The 18,084-nt window shown below is 51.9% G+C and carries 15 protein-coding genes and 1 pseudogene; 9 read left to right on the top strand and 7 right to left on the bottom strand.

Annotated features, from left to right (window positions below):
• Window positions 1-17: 17 nt before the first annotated feature.
• Both CFLAV_RS20475 and CFLAV_RS35650 read right to left on the bottom strand, forming a co-directional pair.
• A complete protein-coding gene (locus CFLAV_RS20475; protein ID WP_007416732.1) occupies window positions 18-2,372 on the bottom strand; it encodes an FAD-dependent oxidoreductase in 2,355 nt (784 codons plus the stop codon).
• Window positions 2,373-2,450: 78 nt separating this feature from the next.
• On the bottom strand, window positions 2,451-2,624 hold the full coding sequence (locus CFLAV_RS35650; protein WP_160164626.1) for a hypothetical protein: 174 nt from the start codon (window positions 2,622-2,624) through the stop codon (window positions 2,451-2,453).
• A gap of 306 nt (window positions 2,625-2,930) precedes the next feature.
• Here CFLAV_RS35650 and CFLAV_RS20465 point away from each other — a divergent pair, with 306 nt between their 5' ends.
• A complete protein-coding gene (locus tag CFLAV_RS20465) occupies window positions 2,931-3,152 on the top strand; it encodes a hypothetical protein (protein ID WP_150107518.1) in 222 nt (73 codons plus the stop codon).
• A 55-nt stretch (window positions 3,153-3,207) separates the two neighbouring features.
• Here CFLAV_RS20465 and CFLAV_RS20460 read toward each other — a convergent pair whose 3' ends face one another.
• Both CFLAV_RS20460 and CFLAV_RS20455 read right to left on the bottom strand, forming a co-directional pair.
• Window positions 3,208-3,765, bottom strand: a complete 558-nt coding sequence (locus CFLAV_RS20460; RefSeq protein ID WP_007416729.1) for a sugar O-acetyltransferase — start codon at window positions 3,763-3,765, stop codon at window positions 3,208-3,210.
• Window positions 3,766-3,773: 8 nt separating this feature from the next.
• Entirely contained in the window at window positions 3,774-4,208 is a 435-nt protein-coding gene (locus CFLAV_RS20455) for a hypothetical protein (RefSeq protein WP_007416728.1), read from the bottom strand.
• Between the two features lie 168 nt (window positions 4,209-4,376).
• Between CFLAV_RS20455 and CFLAV_RS34265 the strand changes: the two genes are divergently transcribed.
• From CFLAV_RS34265 to CFLAV_RS20415, 8 genes and pseudogenes are all read left to right on the top strand, one after another.
• The gene (locus tag CFLAV_RS34265; RefSeq protein WP_007416727.1) at window positions 4,377-6,158 is read left to right on the top strand and encodes an MbnP family protein; all 1,782 of its coding nucleotides are present in this window, start codon (window positions 4,377-4,379) and stop codon (window positions 6,156-6,158) included.
• A gap of 14 nt (window positions 6,159-6,172) precedes the next feature.
• A pseudogene (locus CFLAV_RS20445) lies at window positions 6,173-7,276 on the top strand (serpin family protein); the annotation flags it as partial.
• Window positions 7,277-7,289: 13 nt separating this feature from the next.
• Window positions 7,290-7,439, top strand: coding sequence for a hypothetical protein (locus CFLAV_RS35645; protein WP_007416725.1), 150 nt, complete (start codon window positions 7,290-7,292; stop codon window positions 7,437-7,439).
• 89 nt (window positions 7,440-7,528) lie between these two features.
• Window positions 7,529-8,752 carry a serpin family protein gene (locus CFLAV_RS20440; protein ID WP_063816446.1) on the top strand — a complete coding sequence of 408 codons (1,224 nt, stop codon included), beginning with the start codon at window positions 7,529-7,531 and terminating at the stop codon, window positions 8,750-8,752.
• Between the two features lie 12 nt (window positions 8,753-8,764).
• Complete coding sequence (locus CFLAV_RS20435; RefSeq protein WP_007416723.1) at window positions 8,765-9,994, top strand: serpin family protein; 1,230 nt, start codon at window positions 8,765-8,767, stop codon at window positions 9,992-9,994.
• A gap of 18 nt (window positions 9,995-10,012) precedes the next feature.
• Window positions 10,013-11,215 (top strand): serpin family protein, encoded by a 1,203-nt coding sequence (locus tag CFLAV_RS20430; RefSeq protein ID WP_040549594.1) that lies wholly within the window; start codon window positions 10,013-10,015, stop codon window positions 11,213-11,215.
• Window positions 11,216-11,670: 455 nt separating this feature from the next.
• Entirely contained in the window at window positions 11,671-12,765 is a 1,095-nt protein-coding gene (locus tag CFLAV_RS20420; protein ID WP_007416720.1) for a sugar-binding protein, read from the top strand.
• Between the two features lie 67 nt (window positions 12,766-12,832).
• A complete protein-coding gene (locus CFLAV_RS20415; protein ID WP_007416719.1) occupies window positions 12,833-13,420 on the top strand; it encodes an LOG family protein in 588 nt (195 codons plus the stop codon).
• Here the strand turns inward: CFLAV_RS20415 and CFLAV_RS20410 are convergent.
• The 3 genes from CFLAV_RS20410 to CFLAV_RS36575 all read right to left on the bottom strand — a co-directional run bounded on the left by CFLAV_RS20410 (window position 13,329) and on the right by CFLAV_RS36575 (window position 17,823).
• Entirely contained in the window at window positions 13,329-14,285 is a 957-nt protein-coding gene (locus tag CFLAV_RS20410; RefSeq protein ID WP_007416718.1) for a hypothetical protein, read from the bottom strand. The two genes, CFLAV_RS20415 and CFLAV_RS20410, sit on opposite strands and share 92 nt — an antisense overlap.
• A gap of 278 nt (window positions 14,286-14,563) precedes the next feature.
• Window positions 14,564-16,927: an FdhF/YdeP family oxidoreductase gene (locus tag CFLAV_RS20405; protein ID WP_040549610.1), complete on the bottom strand. Its 2,364-nt coding sequence runs from the start codon at window positions 16,925-16,927 to the stop codon at window positions 14,564-14,566.
• Between the two features lie 449 nt (window positions 16,928-17,376).
• Window positions 17,377-17,823 carry a HEAT repeat domain-containing protein gene (locus tag CFLAV_RS36575; RefSeq protein ID WP_007416716.1) on the bottom strand — a complete coding sequence of 149 codons (447 nt, stop codon included), beginning with the start codon at window positions 17,821-17,823 and terminating at the stop codon, window positions 17,377-17,379.
• Window positions 17,824-18,084 lie beyond the last annotated feature (261 nt).

Here is an 18,084-nt window from a genome sequence, read left to right as displayed (position 1 = left end):
GTTTGCGAAGCACCACGTTACGGCTTCGCCTCCAGCACCTGCAAACAATCCGCGTGCACGAAACCATTGGCTCCGGCCGTGGAAAGCACCACTGCATTGGTTTTGCCAGGCACGAAATCAAATATTCCCAGCGAATGAAACCCTTTGGCCTCAACCGGTGCATTCTGTTGCTGATTCAACTTCAGCTTCAGAACCGTTTCGCCTCCCGACTCGATCGCACAACCTGCCTGCGTGGCGCGGTTTGAATGCCCAGCCCACGAAAGTAACAATTCATAATGCCCGGCCTTGGGAACGGAAAATGCAAACCTCGCCTCGCCACTATTTGGTCTGGCGTACCGATATTCCGAACCTACAAATGGCTTAAGCCCATCCCCATGCGTCCAACTCCCTGTGAATTTTACCGCCCCATCATCGATAATGATTCCGGGCAGTGACTGTGAAACAATGCCGTCCGAGGTCACCGCCACTTTTTGCACCGTAACCTTTGACCGTGGATCGGATCCTTTGTTAAAGAATGCGGTGACCGCTTCAATTTGTGCATCGCGATGCAGTTCCCCGCCGATCCTGTCGCGGCGCATGGCTCCTGGTTGTGATATCAAGTCCTGCAACATCGACAACTGCTTTTCATACACGCCGCGCGGATCCACATCTTTGGCCACGCAAATGTAAGCCGCCTTGCCCACGACTTCCCCCATCATTCCGCAGGTGCGCATCACACGCACCGTCCCCAACGCCTGATGTGTCACACTGATGCAACGGCCCGCCATGAACAAGTTGGGAACATTCGTGGAATAAAAGCAGCGATACGGAACCGGGTAACCGCTTCGCTTATCGACTCCCGCTCCAAATTCGGCGCGTGAAATGAAAGGATTGTCCGCAAACTTTTTGGCGTATAATTCCTTGGGATAATGCAAATCAATGTCCCACGTCGTCGGCACGCAACCATCGGGATATTCACGTCCGTCGACAATATCCTCTCGCGACAGCACCACGTCCCCTTCGAGCAATCGCGATTCCCGCGGACCACCCACATACGCCACCCATTTCAAGGCACTGTTCGCATGCTTCGCCTTTTCTGGTCCTTGTTTGAGCGCACTGAACGCTCCGAAAATGGCGCGCAAATTCCAATCCCGAATCATCTCCGCACCCTGGATCGGATCCTTGTCAAAGCCCGATTCCCAAAACCATTCTCCTTTCATGAATGGTTTGCCATCAATCATCGACTGGCTTTTCTTCGGATTGGGAAAATCTCCCAGCTCCAAAGGCAACGCCCAGGGCGTCTCAGGCCAGCTTTGTGCCGTCTTTTCGTCCTGCCAAAACCACAGGTTCGACATCCCCATCCGTCCTTTCGGTTCCATGGAATACTTTGCTCCCGCCTGTGCGCCCAACTCTCCGTGCCCGGTGCAATCAACAAAGAACTTGCCCCGAAACCGTCGCTCATGGCCGGTGCGAACATCCAGCGCCGTCACTGAAAGAATGCGCCCTGAGGAGCGATCCATTTCTGCCTGTCGAACAAAGTGACCGAGAAATAGCGATAAGTTTTTTTCACGTCGGCAAACGGCTTCTTTTACATCCGCCCCAAACTCCGCCGGGTCCGCCGGACAATCCGGCGCGTGGTCGGCAAATTCCTCAATGATTTCTCCCAGATGCGGATACTTGCCACGCATGGTTCCGCCGTTGGCCCAAACGCGAATTTCACTGCTGCCGTTGCCTCCCAGAACGAAGCGATCCTGTATCAGGGCAACTTTCAAGCCTTGTCGCGCAGCCGAGATCGCCGCCCCCATTCCGGAATAACCGCCTCCTACAACCACCAGATCATAGCTCCCCGCTTCTTCCGGACTCGCCGGCAGGCTCAACCAGTGGCGACGCGCCTCCGCCAGTTCTGCTCCTTCCGGCGGAAGATAATTCAGGTCCGCACTAAAAAGAATCGCGTCGCATCGTCCATCAAATCCAGTCAGGTCGTGCAGGGCGAGTGTTGTTTCCCCCATCGGCAGCTCCACCATGCCTCCACCCTGCCAATGCCACTCCGCCCCTTTTGCGCCAAACTCGGTCTCAAGTGCTTTCCCATTGATCAATACTTCAAACCGTCCCGGCGCTCCCGGTGCCTTCCATGGTCCAACCCAGTCCTTGGTCCGCACCCAAATATGATAACGCCCCGCTTGCGGTGCGGTAAATTTTGTCGTTGCATCTGCCACTGGTTTTCCCACCCCGTGCGCGATCAAATAAGGCGAACCCATCCCCACAATGAATTGAGTGTCCAGCGACCATCCTCCCTGCTCCGCAAAAGACTCTGCTTCGATGAAGACCGGTTCCGCCGCACGTAGCGACAATGCTGAAATTACGATCACCAAACTGGCAAACAGGCGTTTCATAGGATAACAGTGTATGGCCGTAAGCATACTCAAACGGAGGCACACTGGCAATGAAAGCCAGAGGCTATCCAGGCAATCTCATTTGAGTCCATCGGCCACTTTCAACTCCTGCGGCTCCGCCCGGCAGAAAAAGCGCTCGAGCATCTCATCGATTACCACATCGGGCTTCTCCTTCTCTAGGAAGGCCACGTCCCAATAGTCCTGCCATAAATATGTGACCTTGTTAAAGTGATAACCGATGAACGGAATCAAGGCCGCCGAGAATGAATCCCGGAAAATGATTGCCTTGCCTGATTGGACAGGATTTTCCGTGATGATAGGTTCCTTTCCCGGCCCTCACTTTTTGTTCAACACCAGGGGCTTCACCGCTTCCCGAAACACCGGCAGGGTTGAACTCGGCAGAAACCAGGGACAGTCCAATTCGCGCATGGTTTGTTCCTGCCCCATTCATTCGGCTGAACGGCTCCTTGAGCAGAAACAGGTGAATTCTGGGAGTTAGTGACCAGTTTGAACAACAATCACTCGCCAGTTGCAAACCAAAGTCGTATGTTAAACCGAATGAAGTTGCGACAAGGCCAGACCTGGAAACTCGGTGATCAATACATCCGCATCGTCGTGCTCGAACGGCTGGCTGTGGAATATAAAATCCTGACGGATCTCCTTGTCCGGGAGGGAACTCGTCATCATGCCAGCAAAAAGGAGTTCTGCAACCTGATTAAAAAAGCCACGTTGATGAGCGCTGCCGATCTTCAGGCCCAGGACCCAACTTTTCTACCGTAACTCCCTTTTCCACTCTTTATTCCCGACTTCCTGCAGCTCACGGCTTTCCTTAAAATCAAATCTCCCTGATCACCCGACAAGGATTCCCCGCTACAAACACGTTTGCTGGCATATCTTTCGTCACCACGCTTCCCGCACCAATTGTGGTGTTTTCGCCAATCTTAACTCCCGGACAAATAATCGAGCTTCCACCGATCCAGACATTGTCTCCAATCCAGATCGGCGCAGCGAGTTCCGGCCCCTTGATTCGCTCAGCCGCATTCAAAGGATGATAAGCCGTGTAGATCTGCACATTCGGCCCCATCGACACATTCCTTCCCAACGTGACCCTCGCGCAATCCAGCACCACACAGCCAAAATTCATAAACAGATTTGGCCCTGCAAAGATGTGGCAGCCATAATCGCAGTAGAATGGCGCCTGAATATCCGTGCTCTCACCCACCTCACCAAAAAGCTCCGCCAATAGCTCCTGCCTTCCCGCCTTGTCCGCATACCTCATCTGATTATATCGCGTAAACAATTCCCTCGCCTGCAACCGCATTTCGATTAGCTGCGGATCGTTCGCCACGTAGAGCTCCCCATCCAGCATTTTTTGCAGTTCTGATTTTTCCATTTCGAAATTTATGGCGATTTATGAAACCAGGCGGCTACCTCATCATCTGCTGAACCATCACCGACTTGCAGGAATTCACTCTCCGAAACGTGATCGCGCGAATCAAACGCCACGCAAAAAACCGCATACTCACGATCCACATTATGTCTTCCCTCGTGCTGACTGCCACTCTGTGTAGACCTCTTATAGTTCGACCTGCTGCTCGCTCTGCGATGCGGATAGGCACCCCACGAAGGATTCCACAGGTAAGCCAGCCCCCCTTCTTCCACCCAGAGCGGCTGTCCCAGATTTTCCAACACCTCGGCTTTGGTGGTGATTCCGGGCTTTATAAAATCAACCATCTGTCGGTCGCGCTTCCAAAACGCACTACAGCCACCGCACAGGGTCAGCAGCAAAATCCAAAAGGTGCCGCTGAATATTTTCCGCCCGCGAACTTCATTCATAAACCCTCCTTTTTTCGTCCCAATCCGCAGCTTAATCAACAAAAGAGTTCCGACTTTTGCCTTTAAACCTGCCAACCTTTACAATCTCTTAACAATTCTTCTCCTCCCGCGAAACAATCCCCTCACAAACCCGGTGCATATTGCTCTGAAGCGTTAATCATTACACCGATGAAAAAACCGCCGTCATCTCAAATAAGTAACGCAGTAAGAAGTTTTGCCACCTTCCTTTCCGGATGCCTCCTGTTCATCTGGAGCCTTGGCTACGTCGCCTCGGCTCCAAATCCCACCCGCAATTTGCACATCCAAATCAGCCCCAGCTACAACTCACTGCCACTCTCTTTCGACTCCTTCTCCCTGACCAATGCCAGCGGCCAAACGCTGTCAGTAACGCGACTGGATTTGCTGCTCTCAGATTTTGCTTTCCGTGGCGTCGATGGAACCTGGGTTCAACCAACCAATTCCCAAGCCTTCATCAGTCTTCACGAGAATCTTTCGGACTTTGAACTCAAAAATCTTCCGACCGGCACTTACGACCGCATCCGCTTTCACATCGGCCTCCACCCGGCGATCAATCATTCCAACCCGGCCCAGTATGCTCCCCATCATCCCCTCAATCCCAACCTAAATGGAATGCATTGGGGCTGGACCGGCGGTTATGTCTTCTTTGCCTGGGAAGGTGCTTGGCAAACCTCTGATGGCAAACTCAGCGGTTATTCGTTTCACCTCGGCAATGATCCCATGCTGATGACGGCCGAGGTCCCCGTAAATCTAAGTTTAGAGCAGGATCAAAATCTGACCCTTGCCTTTAATTTAAATGACCTGCTGAACTTCAAAATGTCGGAAGACACCTCCACCACACATTCGCGCGCTGGAGACGAATTGGCAGCCCGGTTGAAGCAAAAAATGGAAGGTGCCTTCACCGCATCGATTACGAAAGGCCCGGCTCACAACCCTGCTCCCGCACCCGTTGCTGCCGTCAACCCTGCTCCCGATGGCCAAACTGCCTCGAAAGCCACTCCCTATCGTTTCACGATCTCTTCCCAATTTCCCATTCCAGATCTTCCGCATGATAATCCACTTACGGAAGAAGGCGTTGAACTCGGCCATCAACTGTTCAACGAGAAACTGCTCTCCATCAACAACTCGCAATCCTGTGCCTCGTGTCATCGGGCGGAAGCTGCCTTTGCCGATCGCGGCCAGCGCGCCAGCGCCGGTGCCGAGGGCAAAATGGGAACTCGCAACGCCATGCCCATTTTCAATCTTGCCTGGAAAAAATCTTTTTTTTGGGATGGCCGCGCCGCTTCGCTCCGTGAGCAGGCCCTCAAGCCGATTGAGAATCCAATCGAAATGCACGAATCTGCAGCCAACGCTGTTAAAAAACTCGCCAGCACCAGGCTCTATCCGCTGCTCTTCGAGCGCGCATTCGGTACTCCTGAAATCACCAGTGACCGCCTGGCACGCGCCTTCGAGCAATTTCTCCTTTCCCAGGTTTCATTCAACTCCCGGTTTGATCGGGCCTTGGAAGGAAAGGAAACTTTTACTGACGAAGAGAAACGAGGCTTCGAATTGTTCATGACGGAATACGATCCGCGGCGGGGCCAGTTCGGAGCCGATTGTTTCCATTGCCACAGCGGCCCGTTCTTTTCCACGCACGGCTTTGCCAACAATGGCCTGGATTCAACCTTCCAGGACCTTGGCCGTTACGAAGTGACTCATAATGAAGCCGATAAAGCCAGGTTCGCTGTTCCCTCTCTCCGCAACGTCGAACTCACCGGGCCATACATGCACGACGGTCGCTTCAAAACTCTGGAAGAAGTGATCGAACACTACAGCACGGGAATGCAACGGAGCGTCACCTTGGACCCCAATCTCGCGAAGCATCCCGATGGCGGCGTTCCTTTAAGTCCAGCCGACAAAAAAGCTCTTGTCATTTCCTTTCCGAACAAGTAAACGGGAACAACACGTTTGCATTGGAGCTCTATGGCAAACTGAAATCCAGGGATGGTAATATTTGTTTCTCTCCTTACAGCATCTCTACCGCCTTCGCCATGGCCTATGCCGGTGCACATGGGGAAACGGAACGACAGATAGCCCAAGTGCTTCATTTCAACTCCGACCAAAGCAAGCTGCACTCCTTGTTTGGTGAATTACAAAAAAAATTAACCTCCGCAGAGCAACAGAAGGGCATCGATCTACACATGGCCAATATTCTCTGGACTCAGAAAGGGCACCCATTTCTTCCATCGTTCCTTGAACACGCGACGAATTACGAGACCAGCATAAAACAGGTTGATTTTGCTACTCAGTCAGAAGCTGCACGCCAACAAATCAACGGCTGGGCTGGCCAACAAACGAGAGGCACGATCACCAACATTTTGGCCGAAGGAGAACTAGATTCATTAACATCACTAGTGCTGGTGAATGTCCTCTATCTAAACAGCCATTGGGAGGTCCCATTTGATGCCAAGGAAACCAAAACCGCTGCTTTTCACCTGGCTGACGGAAGGACAAAAGATGTTCAGATGATGCATCAGAAGAATAAACATCGCTACCACTTCTTTGAGGATGACACGGTGCAACTCGTTGAGCTGTCGTACACGAATTACAAATTATCCATGCTCATCCTATTACCTAAAGATGTTAATGGATTGGCCAAATTGGAAGCGGCGGTGAACACAAAGAGTCTTTCGAAATGGGAACACGATGCTGAATATCTTGAGGTGGAACTGTTTTTGCCCCGTTTTAAATTCGAATCCGGCCTTGAACTGGCTCCAGAGCTCAAAAAGCTAGGGATAATGGACGCTTTTACTGGGGTGGCCAACTTTTCAGGGATTGACGGAACAAAAATGCTACGGATATCCACAGCTCTCCATAAGTCTTTTGTGAAGGTTGACGAACAAGGGACTGAGGCATCCTTTATCACACGCCTCGCCTATACCGCGCAGTCGATGGTTGAACATGTTGGCCCAGCCATACTCCGAGCCGACCATCCTTTCATTTTCCTTGTGCGTGATTGTGGAACGGGAAGCATTTTGTTCATGGGCAGAGTGATGGATCCAGGCAACTAGTCCAAGGATAAGAATGTCTACTTTCGCTGATGCAGTTCCTGACAGCCACCAGGAAAAGGGTGCTGAAATTGTGTCGATCCGTCCTAAGACTGAAAAATCGGGAGTATTGGAGCACGCTTTTCGTCTAACCGATTATGAAGTCGATTTTGGCGAGGGAGCTTGAGCTTTTATGGTTTGCTGGAAGGGATGCCTGGCGAGGAGGAGCATTTTGCTTATAGGCCGGTGATGGATCCAATAAACTTAACAACAAATATGAAGAATGCTTTTAAAAGCCTATTCAATGTCTTGGTAACCACAGGAGCGCTCATCATGGCTTTACCAATCAAAGCAGAATCCACAAACAACGTTCCGAAGCTCGTCCAAGGAAACAACACTTTTGCCTTTGACCTTTACTCCCGCGTCAATGCCGGCAAGGAAAATGAAAATCTCTGCTTCTCTCCGTATAGCATTTCCACCTGCCTGGCCATGACTTACGCGGGAGCGCGTGGGGAAACGGAACTACAGATGGCCAAAGCCCTTCATTTCACCACCAATCAGGCTCAACTCCACGCTGGATTTGCGACTCTTCAGAAGCAATTGAACGAAGCGGAGAAGCAGCAAGGCATCAAATTGAATGTGGCCAATGCCTTGTGGGCGCAACAGGGGCATCCTTTCCTTCCGGCTTTTCTCCAAATCGCGCAGCAAAACTATGATGCACGGGTGAACCAAGTTGATTTTCGCACCCAAAGTGAATCCGCCCGCAAGGAAATCAACGATTGGGTCTCCAAAAAAACCAACGGCAAGATTGAGGAGATCATCCCCTCCGGTGCGCTGGACGCAATGACGAAGCTGGTCCTTGTAAACGCCATTTACTTCAAAGGTCAATGGGCAACGCAGTTTAACAAGAGCAGGACGGCCCCGGCTGATTTTTCGATTTCATCCAGCCAAAAAGTTCAGGCACAGCTGATGAACCTGAAATCCCGGTTCAAATTCGCTGACCGCGGCAACTTCCAGCTTTTGGAAATGCCTTACAAAGGAAATGAACTTTCGATGGTGGTTTTATTGCCCAAGGAGGTCGAAGGGACTCAGAAGTTGGAATCCATGCTGCATCCGAAGGAGCTGAGCGATTGGCTGTCTCAAGCCGCAAGCCCGGAGGTCAATGTGTTCCTGCCCAAATTCAAAATCAACGCAGGATTCGAGCTTGGTCAACCGCTTGCGGCCATGGGCATGACCGATGCTTTTACCGCCAAAGCCGATTTCTCGGGCATGGATGGCACCCGCGATCTTTTTATTTCCTCGGTGATTCATAAAGCCTTTGTGGAGGTCAATGAAGAGGGAACCGAAGCCGCGGCAGCAACTGGCATCACGATGTCGAGAACCGCAGCAGTGCACGCGCCACCCACCTTCCGCGCCGATCATCCGTTTCTTTTTCTCATTCGTGACATGAAATCCGGCAGCATTTTGTTCATGGGCCGGGTCACTGATCCCACGAAGTAAACCACGAAAAAGATGTATAAGAACCTAACCCTGCTAGGGATTTTGACTGGTTTGATGTTCGCCAGTTTGCCGATCAAATCTGAACCCACGAATGCTGTTCCGGACCTCGTGCGAGGAAACAACGCCTTTGCCTTCGATCTGTATGGGAAACTAAAGTCCCGCGATGGCAATCTCTTCTTCTCGCCCCTCAGCATTTCAACATCTTTGGGAATGGCCTATGCCGGCGCTCGTGGCGAAACCGAAAAGCAAATGGCACAGACGTTGCACTTTGGTACAAATCAGAACCAGCTTCATGCACAGTTCAGCCAACTGCTGAGTGACTTTGACGAAAAGGGTTTGGAAAAGCTGCTGAGAAACTCAACACCAGAGGATGCACAGATTGCCAACGCGATTTATGTCCAAAAGGGCCAGCCACTTTCCCAAGGATTTCAGAATATCGTTACCCAATCATACCATGCCTTCGTCAAACAGGTAGATTTCCGCACCGAAAAGGTCTCTGCCTGCAAGGAAATCAACGAATGGGTTTCGGACAAAACCTCGGGCAAAATTAGAGAAATAGTACAACCCCGAGACTTGGACGATTTGACGCAAATCGCCCTCGTTAACACCGTTCACTTCAAAGGTGGGTGGATGTTTCGGTTCTATCCAGCCTCAACCACTCAACAGCCCTTCACCATTGCTCAAGGCGAAAGCAAGGACGTGAGAATGATGCATAAAAATGAGGGCTTTCCCTACTACCAGGACGAAGACCTTCAGGCAACGGAACTGTTTTATACGGAAGGACAGTTCTCGATGCTCATCTTACTGCCCCGGAAGCAAGATGGTCTCAAGGCATTGGAAGCAAAGCTGAGCGCCGAAACGTTGATGCATCTCACCTCCGGCATGCGAGGGCGACATGTGGATGTATTCATTCCTAAATTCAAACTGAGTTTTGGGGCAGAACTTTCTGAATGCTTAAAAACCATGGGCATGCAAAAGGCCTTTAGCGCACATGATGCCGATTTCTCAGGCATGGATGGAGCCAGAGATCTTCATATTTCCGCTGTATTTCACAAGGCGGTCGCCGATGTAAACGAAGACGGAACCGAAGCCGCCGCTTCGTCTGTTCATATGATGTCAAACGGAATGGATTTAGATCCTCCGCCGACTTTTCGAGCCGATCATCCCTTTATATTCCTGATCCGTGAGAGGAAATCCGGCAGCATTTTGTTCATGGGCCGGGTCATTGATCCTACGAAGTAAACCACGAAAACAATGTCAATGTATAAGAACCTAACCCTGCTAGGGATTTTGACTGGTGTAATGTTCGCCAGCGTCCCGGTAAAATCAGAAACCACCAATGCCATTCCGGAATTAGTTCAGGAGAATAATGCGTTTGCCCTGGAGCTTTATGGCAAACTCAAATCGAAGGAAGGCAATCTCTTCTTTTCCCCCTACAGCGTATCGACCTGTTTAGGAATGGCCTATGCCGGTGCGCGCGGTGAGACCGAGAAGCAAATGGCAAAGACCCTGCATTTCAGCACGAATCAAGCCGCGTTGCATACAGGCTTTGGTGAATTGCAAAAGGAGTTGAACAAAAAACCGGGCGTTACCCTAAAGGTTGCCAATGCCCTGCTCGCCCAAAAAGGAATGCCTTTTAGCAAGGAATTCCTGGATTGCCTCAATAAAACATATCAAGCGGACGCAATGCGGTTTGATTTCGGCACGCAAGCACAGCTCGCCAGTGATGAGCTAAACGGTTGGGTGGCCAAAAAGACCGAGGGCAGAATTCAGACAATTTTGCAACCGGAAGCACTCGACCGGGCAGTGGCATTAGTACTGGTCAACGCGGTTTACTTTAAAGGAGCATGGGCAACTCCTTTCTCTAAGGAAGTGACCATGCCAAATCCATTCTATTTTGGAAAGAAAGGCTCCGTAACCGCACAAATGATGTATCAGCAGGAACACTTCGACTATTATGAAAATCCAAAGCTAAAAGCCCTTAAGCTGCCGTATGCCGGTCGCAAGCTGTCCATGGTAATTCTGCTTCCTAGCGCCAGAGATGGGCTTCCGGACCTTGAATCCTTCATCACAACGCAAAGTCTTTCCTCTTGGATAAGCCAGATGCACGATCAAGAGGTAGCCATTCAACTACCAAAATTCAAAATGGATGAAGAGTTTGATCTAAACAGCACGCTGGGAGAGATGGGGTTGCACGATGCCTTTTGTTCCAAGGCGGACTTTAGGGGAATGATGAGTTCTGGCGAACTTCACCTTTCGAAGGTGCTGCACAAATCATTCGTGGAGGTGAACGAGACAGAGACCGAAGCGGCAGCGGTTACGATGGCCGGTGTTGCATTTGGCAATACTGGAAAGCCAGGGCCCAAGGGATTCTTTGCCGATCACCCCTTCTTGTTTGTGATTCGCGATAACGGAACAGGCAGCATTCTGTTCATGGGTCGGGTGATGGACCCAATGAAATAGGAGACCGATAATTCTTTAGGAACCAAGGCATTGAGCCAAGGCGGACGCATATAAATGCGTTCCACCCTCAGAATTTTAGCCGCCACACAATTTCTCTCGACACGGAGTCCGATCATTTTAAACTACCCGCATTGCCCGTTTTCAATGCGGGTAGTTTTAGTTTATAATGTCCTTCAAAATGAATGTCGGAAACGGAGCGAGCGATTATACCCCTCATCCCAACCTTCTCCCATTTTGATTTGACGGAGAGAAAGAGAAGATAGCGCGCCGGGAGCCTCCCACGACGGGCTCAATAAATGAGATTCTTTTTGGTGATGGTTATTTGTCATGACCGGTTTGTCTGAAACATTTTGGCTCAGGATGCCTTGATTGGTGATGCGTGTTTTTTCGCCCTGCACTTTGGGCTTGCATGGATTGAATGACAGGCGTTCTATGGACGTCAATCACCTGAAGCCATGAACACGAATCTCTTTTATAGGGGCGTTGTGTATTCACTTCTCATCGCCGGATTTGCCCTCGGCTCAACCTTAACCCACGCTGCTGACTCGCCCATCAAACTAGCTGAGGGCGTGCGCGGCCTGGCGACGCGCGCGCCGAAGGAGATGAAAATTGATGGCGATCTTTCGGAGTTCAAGGATGCCTTCTGCACGCCGGTGGAATATTTCAATGCCGACCAGAAGAATCGACCCGCGCAGTTCTTTTACATGTGGGATGACGAGGCTTTTTATGCCGCGCTGAGAACCTTGGATGAGCATCCGGCCAACATTGCCGATGACGCCCATTTGTGGGAAGGCGATGCGGTGGAATGGTATTTCGACCCTCGCCAGGACGAGAACGCTCGCAGCACGAAGTGGGAACAAGGTGCGGTGCATTGCTATTGGACCGGATTGAAGGGAACGAATGTGCAGGGTCGCTTCTGCCTGCGCCCCGGCTATTTGGATGCGATCAAAAAGATCGGCGTGGAAGTCGCCGCGAAACGTACCAGTGTGGGGATGGATGTGGAATTCAAGCTGCCGTGGACGAATTTTCCGGGATTCAAACCAAAGATAGGCACGGTAATCGCATTGGACGCGGAAGCTTGTTATAGCGATGGCGGGAAGCGGTTGTATCGCGCCTTTGCTTATGGCAGCCCGCTTTCGGTGCAACAACCGGCGAGCCTGGGCAAAATTCAGTTCGTTGAGAAAATGGAGCCGCAGTATTGGAAACAATGCGCTGCGGTTCAGATGCCCATCCGTTGCGACGTGGCGTGGGGCCAGCCTGCGCGTCCCATGGTGACCGGTTACATGGCTTTGCCGCCGAATTGTGAAGAAATCGGCAAGGTAATGTTTCGCGTCATGGGTTTGGACGGCAGGAAATTAGGCGAGTTTCCTGGCACGGTGGAAACCATTGAGAGAATAGGAAATTTCCAACGGGCCAGGGCAGAATGGTCGTATGACCTTGCAGCGCCCGGAGCGTATCAACTTCTTGGAATGGTTTATGACAAATCGGGCAAGGAGCTGGGCCGCGTCGCGCCACGCATGATGAGCGTGAACATGACGACAGGTTATTAATTCAAAGGTTGCCATTCTGTAACGCTTCTTCTTTGCCCGAATCGACACTTGGTGGTACAGATGCATTATGGACTTCAAACGGGTTTGCGTCTATTGCGGGTCGAGCAGCGGGGCACGGCAATCCTACGAGCATGCCGCCGAGGCGATGGGTAAAGCACTGGCGGGACGGGGAATAGAACTGGTTTACGGCGGCGGAAGGGTTGGCCTGATGGGAACGATTGCCAATGCGGTTTTGGAAGCGGGCGGAAATGTTATTGGTGTCATCCCGGAGGCGCTCGTAGCCAAAGAAGTGGCGCACCTTGGGCTAAAGGACTTGCGCGTGGTGCAATCGATGCACGAACGAAAGGCGGTGATGGTAAACCTATCCGATGCCTTCATCGCGTTGCCGGGAGGGTTTGGAACATTGGAGGAATTTTGCGAAGTGCTGACCTGGGCGCAACTTGGAGAGCATCGCAACCCGCATGGATTATTAAATGTGGATGGATTTTATGATGGCTTTCTTAAATTCCTGGATCATGCGGTGACGGAGAAGTTTATCCGCTCCGTGCATCGGGAGCTGGTGATCACGGAAAAAGATCCGGAGAAGTTGTTGGATTTATTGACCGAGGCAAGACTGCCTGATTTGGATAAATGGATTGATCTGGAGCAGACGTGAGAGGCGGTTCAGGGCGCAGGAACTTTATTTGGCTGTTGAATTGGTATTTTTCCGGGTGCTGGACCAATGGGCAAGTCCATCCGCTCATTAAAGTGGGAGGCAGAAAGACGAGAGGTTCACCGGGTATGGAGATGGCAGACATGAGCGTGACGGTGCCGTCAGGATTGTCAATGATCCGGTCCACCCTTGTATATCTGACCTTGCGCCAATCGGAGAAGGCTTTCTTAATCTCCCGCTGATGAAGATCAGCCAATATTTTGCGACGCATCTGAAAGTTTTGACTTATTTCATAATTGCCCATGATCTCCCGGACGGCAGCGGGCGATAGAGAGCCAACAACCTTTATGCCGGAAATGTCCGGTCGATGAGGAAGGGCCAGGAAAAAGATAATTCCGGCCAGCGCCACTGAAACTCCGAGCCGAATGCGTCGCCGCAAAACTTCGTTTTTGTCTGGTGGCTGCTGACTGGCCTGTTGTTGGTGGTGGCTTCGAGATTTAATCCAGGCAAGCAGGACACCAGCAGCCACGATGAGCATTGAGCCGAGCATCTTTGCTTTATCAGATTCCGTCCTCTCATAAGCCCATATGGCATATAAAAAAGAAACGTGGAGACTGAGAAAAACCCAAAAGCAATCCCAGCGTCGCCAGGCATTAAAACCAAACAGCATCATGAGCGCACCGAGGCAGATGAAGATCGGCATGAAAATCAAGGCGCCCGACTCGGAAACTGGGGAATCATAAACAGTGCTGAGAAACGCCGAACTGCATGCGGTGGCAAACCAAAATCCGAGTAGGCCGAAGATGAGAAAACGAATGGCCAGCCAGACAGTGCGGACTTGCTCCTTAAGTTCAATACTAATTTGCATTCGCATCCAGTTTTGAGGGTTCAACTCACATCGGAGCAGCTGCTCATGTCATAGGTTGCCTTTCCTGAATGATGACAGCAGCAGCAGGACGCGAAAAGGAAAACCTGGTCTTACTGTGCCTGAGGGGTAAAGTCGCTATCGGTTTAGATTGTCGGCAACCAGCCGCTGCCGTTTGAGTTCATGGTGAATCCAGAGGATGTGGTGAGGAGGAAGTGATGAAACGATGCGAAATGCATCGTCGTTGTTGCCACAGCGTGTTTCCTGCTGAGGTGTTCATCTCAAGCAGATTGTTGTTGCGAGGATCTTAAAACAACACGGATTGATTTATAGACGGGCGTGTTGCTCTTGTCGGCAACACTGCTGACCGGCACCAGAACATTCGTTTCCGGGTAGTAGGTCGCCGCGCATCGCCTGGGGATTTCGTAGGGCACCACTTGAAAATGGCAGGCAATTCGTTGCTCGTCGTTGAAGCGGCTGATGATATCGACCAATTGTCCCGAGCTCAGACCGGCCTCCTTGAGATCCTCCGCATTTAGAAAGACCACGCGCCGTCCGCCATAGACTCCACGGTACCGGTCGTTGAGCCCGTAAATGGTGGTGTTAAATTGGTCATGGCTTCGAATTGTGGTCATCAGGAACTCACCCGGTTTGAGATTGTGGTGCGGAATCTGGTGCACGACAAAATTTGCCTTTCCGGTTTTGGTTTTGAACACGCGATTGCGTGCCGCGTTGGGCAGGTAAAAAATATCAGCGTGAATTCGCTGGTTGAAATTCTCGAAGCCGGGAATCACATGCGAGATATGGTCACGGATGCGGTCATAATTCGCCACCAGGGCATCCCAGTCCACGGTGCTCCGCTTGCCCAGCGTGGCTTTCGCCAATCCGGCCACGATGGCTGGTTCACTCAGCAGATGGGGTGAGGCGGGCTCGATCACCCCGCGGGATGAACTGATGACGTTCAACGCGTCCTCGACCGTCACGAACTGTTCGCCCGCAGCCTGGCGATCCTTCTCCGACCGGCCAAGGCATGGCAGGATCAGCGCCTGTTCTCCGGTAACCAGGTGCGCACGGTTCAGTTTTATCGAAACATGGGCCGTGAGGCGGCAGCGGCGCAACGCCTCGGCGGTGTAACAGGTGTCCGGTGTGGCGGAGAGAAAGTTTCCACCCATGGCAAAGAATACCTTGACCGCGCGGTGGTGCATCGCCTTGATCGTATCCACCGTGTCGCATCCATGCTTTGATGGCGGTGTGAAGTTGAACTCCCGTCCCAGAACATCAAGAAATCCCTTGGGCATCCGCTCCCAGACGCCCATGGTCCGGTCGCCCTGCACATTGGAATGTCCGCGTATGCAACAAGCACCAGCACCCGGCCTTCCCATATGGCCGCCCAGCAGCAGCAGGTTGATGGCTGCCTGCACGTTGTCGACACCGTTCTTGTGCTGGGTCAACCCCATGGCCCAGCAGCCAATCATGCGTTTTGCAGCTGCCATCATTTGAGCCGCCTCAACAATCCTATCTTTTGGAACTCCGCCTTGCTCCACAATCTCCTCCCAGTTCGTGCGCCTTAGATCGGCGGCAAAGTCGTCGAACCCAGCCGTATATTGCTTGATGAACTCATGAGCGAGAACCTGTCCCGGACGCCGATCCTCCTCTTCCAATATCCCTTTCATGATGCCCTTAAGCACTGCGACGTCGCCATTGACGCGCACTTGCAGGAAAAGGTCGGCAAGCTTGAAGCCTTTTCCCACTACGAGGTCCACGGGATAGGTCAGCGGATTGGGATATTCCTGGGGGTTGGGGTTCTTGACACGCATCAACCCGACTTCCGGCAATGGATTGATCGCAATGATTTTTGCACCGTTCCGCTTCGCGTGTTCAAGCGTGGTCAACATGCGTGGATGGTTGGTGCCCGGGTTTTGGCCGATGATGAAGATCAGGTCCGTTTTGTCGAAATCGCTGAACGTCACCGTGGACTTCCCCACGCCGATGCTCTCAACCAGGGCAGTCCCGGAGGACTCATGGCACATGTTGGAACAGTCCGGCAGATTGTTCGTGCCAAACTGGCGGGCAAAGAGCTGGTAGAGAAAAGCGGCTTCGTTGCTCGTGCGCCCCGAAGTGTAGAAGGCGGCCTCATCCGGTGAAGCCAACCGGTTTAATTCCTCCCCAATGAGCGCAAAGGCATCGGTCCACTCGATCGGTTCATAGTAACGCCGGCCTGCCCGCAGAATCATTGGATGTGTGATGCGCCCCTGCTCGTTAAGCCAGTGATCGGATTGCCCGGCCAGTTGATCCAGCGACCATTTTTGAAAGAACTCCGGCGTGACCCGGCGTGTCGTTGCCTCTGATGCGACTGCCTTGGCCCCATTCTCGCAGAATTCAGCCATGTGACGCTTCCCATCCGGGCTTGGCCACGCACAGCTTTGACAGTCAAAGCCATCCTTTTGATTTATTTTAAGGAGCGTTTTGACAGTGTGATCCACGCCCATTTCGTCAACGCCGTACTGCATAGTCTTGAGAATTGCGGGAATTCCGGCGGCAGCTTCAGAGTGGTGACCGATTCTGGCTTTTGTTCTTTCTTCAGGGGATTGCGCCCGCCGTAACTCAGGATCACCCGCGGCGTTCTCCTTGCAGGTCTTTAACATCTCCTGCCTGTCAGCTTCGGTTTGTTGCCATTGATTTTCCTTGGGCCAGTGCTGGGCATCAACCCGGTTTTCCTGGAACACATCGGTAGTATTGTCGGCCATATTAATCCCTGTCAAATGGCGGGCTCGGGCCTGATGTTTGATGGCGCATCCTGACCTCACGGAACTCGCCCGCCTTCATGCTATCCTACAACCAAAACCGTGACATGGGGGTGAACGCCCCATCTGGCCGGTGCAGCCAACGCTTGAGTGGACAACACCAGGAGCCTGAATTTTTACGCGCGCGCCTGGCCGAAAATGTTAATTGGAAAATCAATCAACGAATGAGCCTGGTGGAAAAGTTCGAATTTTCATCAGGTAAACAACATCGACCATTATCGCATCCGTTTTGAATCCACCTTCTCAGAGGCCTTGATAAAAACCTTTCGCTGAATCTAAGCCTGATTGATTTATATGACACCCGGCCAGCGGCGGGGGTAACACCGAATGAATTGCAGATTCATTCCACTTTGGGGATTAAGTTTTAGTAAAGAATTGGCAAAGGCCAGTGGTTTCCAGAGCCAGCCGTCATTTTTTCGCCTGTATGACAATTTCGTCTGCGTCGATTTGTTGGAGGGCGAGTTTGCACAGGCGCGGACGTCAGTGTTAGGGTCTTTTAACAGCGGCAAGAGGGCAGATCTGGTGCTTGCTGCGCCTCTGCCGAATTTGCCCAAGGCAAAGGCAGCAGCCATGCGGACAAATTCATTTTTGTCCTGAAGAGATTGGATGAGGGCGGGAATGGCGGGTTGGGAATTTCCATTAGGCTCAGCGAGAGAGCGAGCGGCGAAGTATCGCACCTTGGCGGTCACCATCCCAAAGATGGTTAACAATGCAATGGCTACGGTCCGGCGCCTCATGGCTTTGAATTTGCACCTGACATCATGAAGAAGTAAGCATGTCTCCTTCTAATCAGAACTGAACCCGGCCGCTGTATTTGAAGGGAGAGATGCCAAATAATGGTTCGGTTACCGGCCAGAATGACAACGTCGTGAGGGCTTATGCCGCTTTCACGTGCCTCGCCGCGGGTTTCCGGGTTGTAGGGTTTCACCTACGTGGTCGTGGTCTGACCTCAGGCTTAGGCTCTTTTGTTTATAAGGAGCGGTCGCAGCATGGAGACA

It is taken from the genome of Pedosphaera parvula Ellin514 (assembly GCF_000172555.1).
GTDB lineage: Bacteria > Verrucomicrobiota > Verrucomicrobiia > Limisphaerales > Pedosphaeraceae > Pedosphaera.
This window is presented reverse-complemented; position numbering and strand designations above follow the sequence as displayed.